The organism is Enterococcus sp. C63 (assembly GCF_040887215.1).
Lineage (GTDB): Bacteria > Bacillota > Bacilli > Lactobacillales > Enterococcaceae > Enterococcus_B > Enterococcus_B hirae.
Window position 1 is genome coordinate 252,384 of record NZ_JBFOFI010000003.1, and the last position, 14,897, is coordinate 267,280.

The 14,897-nt window shown below is 39.0% G+C and carries 14 protein-coding genes, 1 tRNA gene and 1 riboswitch; of the genes, 3 read left to right on the plus strand and 12 right to left on the minus strand.

The window, feature by feature from the left end; translation table 11 throughout:
* Window position 1 precedes the first annotated feature (1 nt).
* From AB3H90_RS06560 to AB3H90_RS06575, 4 genes are all read right to left on the minus strand, one after another.
* Complete coding sequence (locus tag AB3H90_RS06560; protein ID WP_368016419.1) at window positions 2-751, minus strand: alpha/beta hydrolase; 750 nt, start codon at window positions 749-751, stop codon at window positions 2-4.
* Window positions 752-971: 220 nt separating this feature from the next.
* Entirely contained in the window at window positions 972-1,208 is a 237-nt protein-coding gene (gene secG, locus AB3H90_RS06565; protein ID WP_010718604.1) for a preprotein translocase subunit SecG, read from the minus strand.
* A 280-nt stretch (window positions 1,209-1,488) separates the two neighbouring features.
* On the minus strand, window positions 1,489-1,764 hold the full coding sequence (locus AB3H90_RS06570) for a GNAT family N-acetyltransferase (protein ID WP_010718605.1): 276 nt from the start codon (window positions 1,762-1,764) through the stop codon (window positions 1,489-1,491).
* A gap of 71 nt (window positions 1,765-1,835) precedes the next feature.
* The gene (locus AB3H90_RS06575) at window positions 1,836-2,831 is read right to left on the minus strand and encodes an alpha/beta hydrolase (RefSeq protein WP_368016421.1); all 996 of its coding nucleotides are present in this window, start codon (window positions 2,829-2,831) and stop codon (window positions 1,836-1,838) included.
* Window positions 2,832-3,044: 213 nt separating this feature from the next.
* Window positions 3,045-3,089: riboswitch (PreQ1 riboswitch) on the plus strand.
* 23 nt (window positions 3,090-3,112) lie between these two features.
* Here AB3H90_RS06575 and AB3H90_RS06580 point away from each other — a divergent pair.
* Together AB3H90_RS06580 and AB3H90_RS06585 are read left to right on the plus strand one after the other, a co-directional pair.
* Window positions 3,113-4,087 (plus strand): nucleoside hydrolase, encoded by a 975-nt coding sequence (locus AB3H90_RS06580; RefSeq protein ID WP_368016422.1) that lies wholly within the window; start codon window positions 3,113-3,115, stop codon window positions 4,085-4,087.
* Between the two features lie 5 nt (window positions 4,088-4,092).
* Window positions 4,093-4,659, plus strand: a complete 567-nt coding sequence (locus AB3H90_RS06585) for an ECF transporter S component (protein WP_010737992.1) — start codon at window positions 4,093-4,095, stop codon at window positions 4,657-4,659.
* Window positions 4,660-4,825: 166 nt separating this feature from the next.
* On the opposite strand, the gene AB3H90_RS06590 is transcribed toward AB3H90_RS06585, so the two are convergent.
* The 8 genes from AB3H90_RS06590 to rpoN form a co-directional block, all read right to left on the minus strand.
* A complete protein-coding gene (locus AB3H90_RS06590) occupies window positions 4,826-5,962 on the minus strand; it encodes an ArgE/DapE family deacylase (RefSeq protein WP_368016423.1) in 1,137 nt (378 codons plus the stop codon).
* 172 nt (window positions 5,963-6,134) lie between these two features.
* Entirely contained in the window at window positions 6,135-7,160 is a 1,026-nt protein-coding gene (locus AB3H90_RS06595; RefSeq protein ID WP_368016424.1) for an alpha/beta hydrolase, read from the minus strand.
* 259 nt (window positions 7,161-7,419) lie between these two features.
* Window positions 7,420-8,718: a phosphopyruvate hydratase gene (gene eno, locus AB3H90_RS06600; RefSeq protein WP_010718611.1), complete on the minus strand. Its 1,299-nt coding sequence runs from the start codon at window positions 8,716-8,718 to the stop codon at window positions 7,420-7,422.
* Window positions 8,719-8,833: 115 nt separating this feature from the next.
* The gene (gene tpiA / locus AB3H90_RS06605; RefSeq protein WP_010718612.1) at window positions 8,834-9,589 is read right to left on the minus strand and encodes a triose-phosphate isomerase; all 756 of its coding nucleotides are present in this window, start codon (window positions 9,587-9,589) and stop codon (window positions 8,834-8,836) included.
* A 155-nt stretch (window positions 9,590-9,744) separates the two neighbouring features.
* On the minus strand, window positions 9,745-10,935 hold the full coding sequence (gene pgk, locus AB3H90_RS06610) for a phosphoglycerate kinase (protein ID WP_010718613.1): 1,191 nt from the start codon (window positions 10,933-10,935) through the stop codon (window positions 9,745-9,747).
* A 110-nt stretch (window positions 10,936-11,045) separates the two neighbouring features.
* Window positions 11,046-12,047, minus strand: coding sequence for a type I glyceraldehyde-3-phosphate dehydrogenase (gene gap / locus AB3H90_RS06615; protein ID WP_010718614.1), 1,002 nt, complete (start codon window positions 12,045-12,047; stop codon window positions 11,046-11,048).
* A gap of 40 nt (window positions 12,048-12,087) precedes the next feature.
* A complete protein-coding gene (locus AB3H90_RS06620; RefSeq protein WP_172595671.1) occupies window positions 12,088-13,179 on the minus strand; it encodes a sugar-binding transcriptional regulator in 1,092 nt (363 codons plus the stop codon).
* A gap of 152 nt (window positions 13,180-13,331) precedes the next feature.
* Window positions 13,332-14,663, minus strand: coding sequence for an RNA polymerase factor sigma-54 (gene rpoN / locus AB3H90_RS06625; protein WP_161651606.1), 1,332 nt, complete (start codon window positions 14,661-14,663; stop codon window positions 13,332-13,334).
* Window positions 14,664-14,722: 59 nt separating this feature from the next.
* Between rpoN and AB3H90_RS06630 the strand changes: the two genes are divergently transcribed.
* Window positions 14,723-14,794, plus strand: a tRNA-Arg gene (locus AB3H90_RS06630).
* Window positions 14,795-14,897: the final 103 nt, after the last annotated feature.

Sequence of the window (14,897 nt, forward strand, 5' to 3'; positions counted from 1 at the left end):
TTCATTCCTCATTCCAAGGTAAATTCTCTAGAAACTCCAACACATCTTTTTCCAGTAATTTTCTAGACTCTCCAACGGTGATCACATGTTTGCTGTTGGGATACCATTGAAGGGTCACTCTTTTATCGGCTAATTTTTTTACTGTTTCGTAGACTCCAGCTGGATCAATCATTTCATCTTGACCGGCTTGGGCTAAAAAAACAGGTGCTTGGATGTCACTAAGTTTTCCTTCTGTAATTGCTGCTTGGTTTTGTATCTCTGCTAATTGCTGATAAACATTTGGTCGAAGCGCAGCGACAGTTTCTTCGATTTCCTGTTCAGATTCCCCTGCAAGTTTTAGCACATAACGTTCATATCGCTCAAAATTTTCTGGCACATGATTTTCAACTGGTGAAATCGGCGAGCAGAAACATCCGCCACCAATGATCTCTGGCTGTTCTGCTAATGCTCGAACAGCGAAGATTCCTCCCATTGATAATCCAAAAACGGCAACTTGGGAAAAACCTTCTGCTTTTAAAAAGTGGATGGCTTGTTTCGTATCTTCCCACCATGTTTCCGTTTTTTGCGCTAAAATGTCTTGTGGAGCTAGCGTTCCATGTCCAGTAAATAATGGAGCATAGACAGTATATTCTGACTTTTCCAAATATCGAGCCAGCATGCGCACATCATTCGGACTTCCAGAATAGGCATGTAAGAGTAGCACAGCTCTCTTACTATGTTTTGCATAAAGGGGTTTTGGTAGACTTTTCATTAGGTTCACCTCGTTCTTCTCATTTTAACATAGATTGGCGATCCCTTAGGACAAAACCGCTCTTTTGGCAAAAAAAAAAGAGCCGCGACGTCAATCACTGCTCTGCATGAAAGGAATTCTTTTTTCGCTCATTCAAATCAACTACTTAAAAAATTAAGCCGAAATTTTTTGAACGAAAAAACGATTCATAATTATTTCGACTAATCGTTAAATCAACTTTTTATTTAGAAGATAAAAAGGCTAGTACAAATAATAAAATCATCCAAATGGCACCCATTACCGCTGTCGAACGTTGCATGACTGCTTCAAAACCACGTGCTTTTTGTTTACCGAATAATTGATCCGCTCCGCCAGTAAATGCACTTGCTGCACTGTTTTGTTTACTTGGTTGCATCATGATTGCAATGACCATTACAATCGATAACACGATCACGATTCCTAAAATTACATTATACATTAAGCAGCCTCCTTTCCGTAAAATATCATCTATTTTACTTTATCATATAAAAAAAACTCTGACAACCTTCTCTTGCGAATGGGGCTCCAATTTTAGATAACATTTAGTATTAGCACTTATTCATGGGCAAAGACTGAAAAGATGAAAAAACCGAAAGAATAACAACGTTAATAGCCGGTTGCTACAATTTCGGTTTCTCTAATTTAAAAATAAGTTCATTTAGCGGATAGATCCACTTTTTGTCATTTCATTCATTGACGATCGTACGAAAACGAGTCGATTATTTACGAAGCACATCTTGATATTCAGGTTTTCTTTCAAATTCTTTCTTCGCATATGGACACAATGGAATAATTTTTTTACCTTCTCTTCGAGCTAGTTCTACGCCATTAAGCACTAATTTTTCTGCTAATTTTTGTCCACGATACTCTGGTTCTACAAATGTATGATCAATGATCATGATGTCTGGTCCTGCATCCGACCAAGTCATTTCCCCGATTTCTTTTGCTTCATCATTCAATAATACGAAACGATTTTTTTCTTCTTTGATTTCCATTTTCGCCACTCCCCGTATTGACCAAATAATTTGTTCTCCTTGATTCTAACAGTCTAGTTCTCAGCAAACAATTATTTATACTCGGAATAACCTGATTCTCTCCAATCGATTCGCTGTTCGATAAATGAGAAAACAACCGTCCAATATTTGGTGGGATCTTTCACGGCTGCTTCTAAATGTTGAGCTTCTGGGATCAGAAAAAGATCATTTTCACCAGCTGTTGCATTTTGGATCGTATAAGCGGCACTGACTGGAACGAACTGATCCTCTTCCCCATGAATGATCAATACTGGCAGATGGTTACTGCCCAACTGACGAGTTGCTGACGCCTGTTTCAAAGAATAACCAGCATATTTCTTTGCATAGCGATTTGCATGGCGCATGATCATTTTTTTAGGAAGAAAGGTTAGTTTGCTCAACATGTAGCGAAACTCCGCATAGACGGAAACAAACCCGCTATCCAGGATAAACCCTCGAACTGCAGGAGGTAGTTTTTCCCCACTAGCCATCATGATAGCAGAGGCACCCATTGAACTCCCATGTAAAATAATGTTAGCATTTGGCTGCATCTGTAAAATATAGTTGATCCAGATAATCAAGTCTAAACGATCCAACCAACCCATTCCGATGATTTCTCCTTCACTCTTGCCGTGAGCACGCAAATCAGGAATCAAGACGTTAAACCCTGCTTCTGCATATTTCTTTCCAATATAAGACATATCTGTTTTCCCATCACTTCGATAGTCATGGACACAAACAACCCATTTTTTGTTGGGAGAGGAACTTTGAAAGATTCGTCCTAACAGTTTTAACCCATCATGACTTTTGACTTCGATTTCTTTGCCTTTATTCCAAAAGCCTTCAGCTTCTGTTTCCGCATGTTGCCGTTGCTTTTCTACAATCGTAAAAGCCGATGGGTCCATCAACTGATGACCTGTTTTCTCATACCAATCATACCCTCTTTGTAAACCCGATTGAATTAATTTTTGCGCATAGTAAGAAGAAAGTCCACGATAAATGACTGCGCCTAAAATGAGAACTATAAGAATAAGATACATGACAATCACTTATCTTCCCCGCTTTCCATAAATATTTTTTCTATTATCAATCCGTATAGCCTTCTATTCCATTGTACCATTTTCTAAAAAAACTGCTCAAGTTTTCACCCTAGGCTTCATTGAAATTTAAAACCAATCAAATAGGAATAAAAAATAAGATAACATTTACATTTTATTTAAAAGCCAGTATACTGATTCCGTGCATTTTAATCAAGGAGTATCCTTGGACTGGTTCGGAAACTTCCCAGAATAAAAAACTAAGTATCTCTACAGAAAGGAGATTGGAAATAATGCGAAAAGTAATTATTGACTGCGATCCTGGAATCGATGACACTTTAGCATTGATGTTAGCCATCAAGTCCCCCGAAATCGAGGTGGTTGCGATCACGACGGTCTGCGGTAATGTACCTGTGACGATCGGTAGCCAAAATGTTTTCAAATGTTTGAAACGTTGCGGACGCTTAGACATCCCCGTCTATCAAGGGCAAACACAACCGTTGAAACAGCCGTTTATTAGCGCACAAGACACTCATGGGATGGACGGATTAGGCGAGACAAACTTTGCTCAAGTACAAGAAAAACAAATAGAAGAAAAATCAGCAGTCGATTTTTTGGCGGAATACTTTTCTAAAGAAACAAACACCTCGATCATTGCACTTGGCCCTTTGACCAATATTGCTCATGCTTTGATGAAAAATCCACATTTAGGGAAACATTTCGAGCGATTTATTTCAATGGGTGGCACCTACAAAAGCCACGGAAACTGTTCACCAGTTGCTGAGTACAATTATTGGTGCGATCCTGATGCAGCTGCCTTTGTGTTTGAAAATTTAGGGAACACGATTGAAATGGTCGGGTTAGATGTTACGAGAGAAATCGTTTTGACACCTACCTTATTAGAATATTGTTGTCAGCTCAATCCTGAGGAAGGAGAATTTCTAAAAGCGATCACTCGTTTTTATTTTGATTTTCACTGGCAACAAGAAAGAATCCTAGGGTGCGTCATCAATGATCCTCTGGCCGTTGCCTACTTTATCGACGAAAGCATTTGTCAGGGATTTACTAGTTATACCGCTGTTGAAACGCAAGGAATCAGCCGTGGGCAAACACTAGTCGATCGCTTTGATTTTTGGCAAAAAGCACCAAACAGCACCATTATGACAGAAGTTGATACTCATCTATTTTTTCGGAAGTTTTTGACCGTTCTTTTAAATGCACAAGAAGAAACGATTAAAAAAGATCTGGAAAGATTAAAGATGGGATGAAAAACATGCGCAAAAAAAGAATCACCACACAGACGATTACGATCGTCGCTTTATGTATCGGAATCAATTATATCGGCGGAACCATTGCATTATGGCTACGATTACCGATCTATCTTGATTCGATCGGTACCATATTCGCTGGGACTTTGTTAGGTCCGGTATTTGGGTTACTCACTGGCTTGGCCAGCGGGGTATTAAGTGGTGTTACCACCGATATCTTCTCGTTGTATTATTCACCTGTTCAAATGGTAACGGGTTTACTTGCTGGAGTGATTTTCCATCAACGATTCACTCGAAGTAAGAACCGCTGGACCTTAGTTTTCTGGGCACTTGTCTTATCACTGCCTGGAACCATCCTTTCTTCCCTAATCACTGTAAAACTCTTTGGGGGAGTCACTTCTTCTGGTTCAAGCATGATCGTTCAGTTCCTCCATGGAATTGGGTTCAATCAAACAATGAGCGTGATTCTCGTTCAAGCGGGTACCGATTACCTCGACCGCCTGCTCTCAGTAGTCGTCGTCACCCTTGTCGTCTTGGCATTGCCGAAAAGGGTTGTGAACAGAGCGATTTGAGCTGCGTAGTTGTGATGAGCTGGAGTAAATATACGTGCGAATAGAAGTCGGTTACTTCAATTAGTAAATCAAAAAAAAGCAAAACAAATTTTCATGTTTTGCTTTTTTTTGATTTAATTGAAGGATCTATTTTGTACTTTTTGGTACTTTGAACCAAAATAGGCTGTTATGCTAAATAAGACAAGATGATTGCTTGATATGTGTCAATCATATCCAAGTAATTATCGATTTCTACATACTCGTCTATTTGATGAGGCAAGTTTACGACTCCGGGACCGAATACCACAAAATCGAAGGAGTGAGCGGATTTAGTAAATTCAGCTGCATCTGTCGTTGCTGCTGCACCTACTAGGGGCAATGGTTGCTTGAACTGTTTTTGAATATGGTGGATCAACGAAGAATCAGGATTTGCTTTCACAGGAATCTTATTGTAGTCGATCGTCAATTCTAAGTGATAGTTCGTTCCTTCATTCAATTCATCCACGATCTTTTGTAATAAATCAATGATTTGATCATTTGGAAATTCAGGGATTGAGCGGATATTTCCTTGTAATTGCGCCTGACTTGGAATACTGTTGACTTGATTTCCTCCGTTGATCACTGTAACGTTATGAATCGTTTTTCCTAACGCTGAATTTTGGAAGGTTTGAGCTAAAGCATCCATTTGCTCGTTTGCACGCGTAATAAATTCATTTAAATGGTTGATCGCATTGTAGCCTTCTTGAGGCATTGAGCTGTGGGCTTCTTTACCATGAGAAACAACGGTGTAGTTTATTGAACCCATGTGAGTATACATCAAATTGTAATTGGTTGGTTCACCAATGATCAATCCGTCTAAATCGTCGACATAACCTGCTTTTGTCAGTTGTTCACTACCTAATTCTCCGACTTCTTCCCCTACTGTCGCTAATAATTTGATTGTCCCGTTAAACGGTTTCCCAGACTCTTTCAATTCAATCATCGCAATCACCATAGCGGCTAGCCCACTTTTCATATCGGTAGTACCACGTCCATACAAACGATTACCTTTTATTTCTGCTGCAAAAGGCGGATAGGTCCAATTCGATTCGTCTCCTGCAGACACAACATCCATGTGACCAGACAAACCTAATACTCTTCCTTGACCATTGTGATACGTCGCCACCAAGTTATCACGCCCCTCAGTGTGAGAAATGATTTCTCCTTGGATTCCATGTTGATTCAATAATTGATTTAAGTAGGCGGCTACTTCCCCTTCGTTCCCATTCACTGACTTGATTCGGATCATTTCTTGTAAAATAGCTATTTTTTCTTCATTTCCCATCCTGTCCCACACTCCTGCTGTTTCTTTCTATTTTACTGAAACAGTGTATCATTTTCAATCATTCATCCATTCTCAGTCGATTAGTTAGCAGCAGCCATTGACACTCCTATGTCTAAAGACACCGAAGCACCCCAAAATAGAAGGAGCTATTTCGGGATGCTTCGGCAATTCGTTATTGAGCTGTTGTAGATCGAAAACAGTTTTCAATGAACCGCTCCGTCTGCTCATAACAAGTTTTTGATTCTGGCAATGTATAATTAAATTGATATTCATGACTGATTTCTTTTTTCTGGTCTTTATAAAATAGTTCTTCTACAGGGACGTCTAACTCTTTTAATTTATTTGCGAAAGCAATCCCTTGATCTTGAAATGAATACGCATTTCCATCTGTGATATACGTAGGCGGGAAGTCTTTTGACACTTGATCAACTAAACTAGCTTGATATAAGCGTTCGTCCGTTTGCCAATCTTTCGTTCCAATCAAAGACCAAGCTACCGTTTTAACGAAGAAATGCATCAATCGATCACTCGATTGCTGTTTTGCTGTTTGTTGCAAGTCAACTGGCCCACAGTAAGAAATGGCCCCTTTGATCGCCGATGGATCGATTATTTGGTTCATCTTCATTTCTTTTGCATACTGCTGTTTTGTTTGGATAGTGACATACTGTAAGGCAATCTGAGCGCCTGCACTGTCACCCCCAAAAATCAGCTTCGAAAGATCCAACTTCGGATTGTTCTCTTTTTTTAATTGTTGGACTAATTCATTGACTTGGACTACTTGATTGGGATACTGAGAGCTAAGTGCCGGCTCATAGTTCATAGCAACAACTGCGATGTGCGCATCTGAAGCTAATTTTATTGCAAATTCTTTTACTCCTGCTTTATCCCCACTCACATAACCTCCACCGTGAACCCAGATCAACGTTGGCAATGGTGCTTCACTATCTTTAGGAGAATAGATATCATAGTTGTTTTTTTTGAATTGCGACTGATAAGAACGATCGGCGAGCAAACTAGTGGTTGCTTTTGCTTGTTCATACGTTTCTTTATCTGTGATCGTTACAGCGTCGCTAAACAGATGTCGGATCACATAAGCACCTGGTCTTGGCGAAACTTGAAAAGCGATCACGACCAATAAAATGGTACTGAGAAGCAAAATACCGAACCATTTGAACCCCTTTAAAATTTTTGCTTTCATACACTTTCCCCATTATTCTGTTTTTTGCTTTTATCGTAATATTTTAGCAATAATTAAATCGTTTGTAAACGTGACAAAAAACGATTATGTAATTCAGTTTTTGTTAGGATAATCTCTAAATTTTTTCTGCAAAAAAAGACCTTTCTCCTATCTTCAAGATAAGAGAAAGGTACTTTTTAATAACTTTAGAATGAAGTAGACCAGCACAGCTACATAATCGACGCTCTGCTATCGTCGTACTTATTTGATCGTCCTAAAATTATTTGTTTTTTAAGTTGTAGAAAGATTTCAAACCTTTGTATTCAGCAACTTCGCCTAATTGGTCTTCGATACGTAGTAATTGGTTGTATTTAGCAATACGGTCAGTACGTGATAGAGAACCAGTTTTGATTTGACCAGCGTTTGTTGCAACAGCAATATCAGAGATTGTTGAATCTTCTGTTTCACCTGAACGGTGAGAAACAACTGCTGTGTAGCCAGCTTCTTTAGCCATTTCGATTGCTTCAAAAGTTTCTGTCAAAGTACCGATTTGGTTAACTTTGATTAGGATTGAGTTAGCGATTCCTTTTTCAATACCTTCAGATAATTTTTGAGTGTTTGTTACGAACAAGTCGTCACCAACTAATTGAACTTTGTCGCCTAATACGTCAGTTAATTTCTTGAATCCGTCCCAGTCGTTTTCGTCTAATCCGTCTTCGATTGAGATGATTGGATATTTAGAAACTAATTCTTCGTAGAATTTGATCATTTCGTCAGTTGTTTTTTCGCCTTCGCCTGAATCAGCTAATACGTAAACACCTTTTTCTTTGTCGTAGAATTCTGAAGAAGCAGCATCCATAGCAAGAACAACGTCTTTACCAGGTACATAGCCAGCTTTTTCGATTGCTTCGATGATTACTTCAAAACCTTCTTCGTTTGAACCAAGGTTAGGAGCGAATCCACCTTCGTCACCAACAGAAGTAGCTAATCCACGAGATTTCAAGATTGCTGCTAATGCGTGGAATACTTCAGCACCCATACGTAGAGCTTCTTTGAATGTTGGAGCGCCAACAGGCATGATCATGAATTCTTGGAAGTCGATTGAGTTATCCGCATGTGATCCACCGTTGATGATGTTCATCATTGGAGTTGGTAAAACTTTTGTATTGAATCCGCCTAGGTAGTGGTATAAAGGTACTTCTAGGTAGTCAGCAGCTGCACGAGCAACAGCGATAGATACACCTAAAATTGCGTTCGCACCTAATTTACCTTTGTTAGGAGTTCCGTCTAAAGCGATCATAGCTTTATCGATTGCCATTTGGTCACGTACATCGTAGCCAATGATTGCTTCAGCAATGATGTTGTTTACGTTGTCAACAGCTTTAGTTACACCTTTACCGCCATAACGAGCTTTGTCTCCATCACGTAATTCAACGGCTTCGTATTCACCAGTTGAAGCACCTGAAGGAACCATTCCACGGCCAAAAGCTCCGCTTTCTGTGTATACTTCTACTTCGATTGTTGGGTTACCGCGTGAGTCTAAGATCTCGCGAGCGTAAACATCAGTAATAATTGACATGTTTTGTCTCTCCTTTGAGTTTGTTTTTTCCTAAGGGATTTCCCTCATATACGATTTTAGTTAATTTTAGGCGTTAGTGCAAACATTTCTTGCATTTTTCGCAAATTTTCACTAATTATTTTACAGCGTCTAATAATGCTAAGAATGAATCAGCTTGTAAGCTTGCGCCACCAACTAATGCTCCGTCAACATTTTCTTTCGCCATATATTCAGCAATGTTTTCTGGTTTTACAGAACCACCGTATTGGATACGTACTGCATCAGATACTTCTTTGCCGTATAATTTTTCAACTGTTTGACGTACAACGCCACAGATTTCGTCAGCAATTTGTGCATCAGCTGATTTACCAGTACCGATTGCCCAGATTGGTTCATAAGCAATAACCATGTTGCTTACTTGGCCATCTGTTAATCCTTCAAGACCAGCAGTGATTTGTCCTTCGATCCATTCAGCTGTTTTTCCAGCTTCGTAAGTTTCTAAAGATTCACCACAGCAAAGAATTGGGATCATGCCGTTTGCAAAGATAGCTTTCGCTTTTTTGTTGATGTCTTCATCTGTTTCATGGAAGTATTCACGACGTTCTGAATGTCCGATGATCACATAGTCCACACCTAAGTCTGCTAAAGCAGCTGGTGAAGTTTCACCTGTGAATGCACCTGAGTTTTCCCAGTAGCAGTTTTGTGCTGAGATTTTTAATTCTGTTCCTTCAGCTGAAGCCATTAGTTCTTGTAAGAACAAAGCAGGTGATCCGATAACAGAATCAACTTTTTCATTTGAAGGGATGTTGTTTTTTACTGCTTCAGCAAATTCTTTTGCTTCAGATGCAGTTTTGTTCATTTTCCAGTTACCAGCGATAATTGGTTTACGCATGACAGTATGCACTCCTTTAAAATTATGAGTCGTGGAACTCTCCTCCACGTATAAAAAGAAAAAGCTGCTTTTTGGTTAAGTTTATTTGAGTTTGAATCAATTCACCGTTGCAAAAAGCAGCTGTCTTCATCTAAATCAGATACAGCGAACGATGCTTATTTATCGTTGATTGCAGCTAAACCAGGTAGTTCTTTACCTTCTAGTAATTCTAAGCTTGCGCCGCCACCTGTTGAGATATGTGTGAATTTGTCAGCAAAACCTAATTGTTCTGCAGCAGCTGCTGAGTCACCACCACCGATGATTGTTGTTGCATCTTCAAGGTTAGCGATTGCTTCACAAACACCGATTGTACCTTTAGCAAAGTTACTCATTTCGAACACACCCATTGGTCCGTTCCAAACAACTGTTTTTGCACCTTGTAATGTATCAGCAAATAATTTCACTGATGCAGGGCCGATGTCTAAAGCCATCAATCCTTCAGGGATATCGCCTTCGATTACTTGTGTTTCAACATCGTTTGAGAACTCTGGAGCACAAACGTTATCGATTGGCAAGACTAATTTGTCGCCAGCTTTTTCGATCAATTCTTTTGCTAATTCAACTTTATCAGCTTCTACTAAAGAGTTACCGATTTTGATTCCTTTAGCTTCGTAGAATGTGTAAGTCATTCCGCCGCCGATCAAGATTTTGTCTGCTTTAGGAATCAAGTTTTCGATTACACCGATTTTATCAGAAACTTTTGCGCCACCTAAGATTGCGATCATAGGGCGTTTTGGTTCTTCAACGGCTTCACCGATAAATTTGATTTCTTTTTCCATCAAGAATCCAGCAACTGTTGGGATACCAGTTGAAGCAATTCCGACGTTTGAAGCATGCGCACGGTGAGCTGTACCGAATGCATCATTGACAAATACATCACCTAATGAAGCCCAGTATTTACCTAGGTCTGCATCATTTTTGCTTTCTTTTTTGCCATCAATGTCTTCAAAACGAGTGTTTTCAAAAACAACCACGTCGCCATCTTTCATGCCATTGATTGCTGCTTCTAATTCTGCACCACGAGTTTCAGGAACGAAAGTTACTTCTTTTCCTAATAGTTCGCCTAAACGTTTTGCAACTGGAGCTAAAGATTTACCTTCTTTATCTTCTTCCGTTTTTACACGTCCTAAGTGAGAGAAAAGAATTGCTTTTCCGCCTTGTTCTAATACGTAGTTGATTGTTGGTAATGCTGCTTTGATACGTGTGTCATCTGTGATCACGCCATCTTTCAAAGGAACATTAAAGTCAACACGGACAAGAACTTTTTTATCTTTTAAATCAATATCTTTCACTGTTTTCTTAGCCATTTTATTTCCTCCTAAATAAACTTACTATCAAAAAAAGCGGAAGAAGCGCGATTGCTTCCCCGCTTTTAAGTGTACATGCTTATAAATTACACTTGTACGTTTGGTCTATCTTATAAGTTAGCGAAGTATTCTAAAGTACGTACTAATTGTGCAGTGTAAGACATTTCGTTGTCATACCAAGCAACAGTTTTAACTAATTGTTTGTCGCCAACAGTCATTACTTTAGTTTGTGTAGCGTCAAATAATGAACCGAAAGTCATACCAACGATATCAGAAGAAACGATTTCGTCTGTGTTGTATCCGTAAGATTCGTTTGAAGCTTCTTTCATTGCTGCGTTGATTTCGTCAACAGTTACTTCTTTTTCAAGAACTGTAACTAATTCAGTTAATGAACCTGTTGGTACAGGAACACGTTGAGCAGCTCCGTCTAATTTACCGTTCAATTCAGGGATTACTAAACCGATAGCTTTAGCAGCACCTGTTGAGTTAGGAACGATGTTTGCAGCAGCAGCGCGTGCACGGCGGAAGTCACCTTTAGGATGAGGTCCGTCTAGAGTCATTTGGTCACCTGTGTAAGCGTGGATAGTTGTCATTAATCCTTCAACAACACCAAATTTGTCGTTTAATGTTTTAGCCATAGGAGCTAAACAGTTAGTAGTACATGAAGCACCTGAGATAACTGTTTCTTTACCAGTTAATGTTTCGTGGTTTGTGTTATAAACGATTGTTGGAACGTCATTTCCACCAGGAGCTGAGATAACAACACGTTTAGCACCAGCTGTTAGATGTTTTTCAGCAGCTGCTTTTGAAGTGAAGAAACCAGTACATTCTAGAACGATGTCAACACCTAGTTCGCCCCAAGGTAATTCTTCAGGGTTACGGTTAGCTAAAACTTTAACTTCTTTTCCGTTAACGTTGAATGAACCTTCGTGAACTTCAACTGTTCCGTTGAAACGTCCTTGAGTTGTGTCATATTTTAACAAGTGTGCTAACATTTTAGCATCTGTTAAGTCGTTGATTGCTACTACTTCGATTCCATCTACATCTTGGATACGACGGAATGCTAGACGTCCGATACGTCCAAAACCATTAATACCTACTTTAACTGTCATTTAAGATTTCCTCCTTATGAAAATCAAAAAAATATTTATTTTAAAGGGATACCCCTTTTAAAATCTCTTTTGCTGCAGCTTCATCAGTGATGAGCCACGTTTGTTTTGGTGCATTTTTCATATAGGCGCGAATCGCTTTTGCTTTTGACTTTCCCCCAGCAATCGCAAGAATGATGGGTACATTTGCCAAATCTTTCAATTCGATTCCGATGCGAGGAACTTTATATACGACTTCGCCATTTTCATTGAAAAAATAGCCGAAAGATTCCGCCACCGCATTCGCCTGTTTCAGCATGACTAATTCCTTTTCAGTCATTTTTCGACGTGCTGCCATATGGAGTGCGCGTCCAATACTATGAATAACACAATTTGCCTGACTAATCAAGTTTAACACTTCTTGAATAGAGGGTTCATTGAGCAAGGAATTGTACGTTGCTAAACTTAATTGTTCTGGAACATACAATGCACGATGATTTCCACTTGCTTTTGTAGCCATTCTAGCACTTACGGAATTTGCTTGTACAGTCACAGCCTCTCCGATACCACCACGAGCTGGCACAAATAGATTATGTCGCTGATTGTTTTCCAAATTTGTCAGTTGTTCAGCTACTACAGCCATCGTTGTTCCGCCCATTACAGCAATGATATTATTGCCCTCCGGTAGTAACAAATCTAAAGCTTCATTTAATGCTTCACCAAAAGCATCCGCCACTTTAGGCTGTTCTTCACTGTTTCCTGATACCACGATACAACGTTGATTCCCAAAATACTCAGCCAGTTTTTTTTCTGTCTGATGCATTCCTAAAAGTTGATCCATGAAGTTCTCAAGACTTTGATAAACTTCTTCTCCTTTTTTGGTCAAAGTCATACCGCTTTTAGAGGTGTTGATCAAATCTAACTGTTTTAGTAGATCTGTTTCTGTTCGTAATACGCGTTCTGTGATGCCCATACTCTCTGATAAACTACGACGACCTATTGGCTGCATCCAATAAATATTACGTAAAATTTTATATCTTTCCTGTAAAACCTCGATAATATCCGGTGCAACAGATTCAATCATTTTCAATTCATCAAGCATAGCGATCTCCTTAGTTGGACGATATTTGTCCAATGTAGACTCAAAACGACCCATGTACGATAAAAAAAGAAAAGCGACTTTCCTACTACTAAGTATTTAAAAGGAAAATCTCAACCTCACGAATGTAAGTCTAACAGTTTTACCCGTTTTTTTCAATAAAAAAAGACTAGAAAAAACTTTTCATTTTTTTCTAGTCGAGATTCACATTATCTATCATAACGTTTTCTTTTCGATGAACTTGGGATTCCCAGCAGGTCACGATATTTTGCAACCGTCCTTCTTGAAATCAATATTTCATCTTTTTTTAATAATTCTACGATCTTTTGATCAGAAAGTGGTTTGATTTTGTCTTCTTGATCTACAAGTTCTTGGATTTTCTTTTGTGCAGTATCAGCTGAGAGATCGGTCTCAGTATCTGTCCCACTTTGCTGTAGTCTAGTTGTAAAGAATTTCTTAAGCTCGAAAACCCCAAATTCAGTTTCCAAGTATTTTCCATTGACGGCACGGCTGACAGTGGATTCATGTACTTCCAACTCTTTTGCCACTTCTTTTAATGTCAGCGGTTTAATTGGTCGTTCTTTGTTTGTGAAAAAGGCTTGCTGATGGGAAACAATGATTTGAGCCACACGTAAAATCGTATCCCCTCGTTGTAGAATCGTTTTTTTCAACCAGTCAAATTCTTGTTTCCGTTCTTTCAAGTACGCTTGTGTTTCTTTGTCTGCTCTTTTAAGCATCTGATTAAAATAATGTTCTTGGAAACGAACGTCTGGTTGATTTCCTCGTCTAGAAAGGACAGACACTTTTTGGTCCTTATCAACCATCACTTTGACATCAGGAATGATATATAATTCACTGCTTCGATCAAAAATCCGTCCAGGGCTTGGGCTAAGTGTTTGGATGTAATCAAAGATTCGTTGTACTTCACTAAGTTCGATTGAAAAGCGTTGAGCGATCTCTTTCCATTTGCGATCAACCAGCAACTCAAAACACTCTTCCAAAACGATATACGCTAACTCTGGTGCAAAGTCATCTCTTTCCGTTTGTAACATCAAACACTCTTGTAAACTTCGTGCCCCCACACCTGCTGGTTCAAGTTGTTGGACCAGCGTCAGTGCATCAAGGATCTCAATCGAAGTTGCATTTGTTTGTTCTTGTGCCTCTTTTAAATCAATCGTCAAAAATCCATTTAAATCAATGTACTCGACTAAATAAAGAACTAACTGACGTAAGAAGGTCTGCCGATAGTTCAAATGGATCTGTTCGATCAATGATTCAAATAAGGAAACACTGGTATCGGGAATTTGATTTAAGTAGTTGATTTCTTCATTATCATTGGCTGATCTGATCTTCTGATAGTCAGATTGCCATTCTGGTTCCACTACTTCTATCAATGGATTTTCTAATGCTTGATTTTCAACAAATGCCAAGAGCTCTTCACTGTTATATTGCAATACCTGGATGGACTGTTGCAGATGTTGTGTCATGGCTAATTTTTGTGTTTGCTGTTGTTTTTGTGAAAAGTTTTGTTGAAATTTCATTTTTTTGTCCATTCCCCTTGTAATTTTTTTTTAGTTTCGTTACAATTGTGTCTGTACTTGCGTCCTTAGTGTAGTGGATATCACGTAAGATTCCGGTTCTTGAGACGGGGGTTCGATTCCCTCAGGACGCGTCTATTGCTATCTTAGCATATTTGGGAATGTTTTGCTTTCTAAATTTAAAAGATAAAAAGCTGATCCGCATGTATGGATCAGCTTTTTTCGTTATTTTTTGTG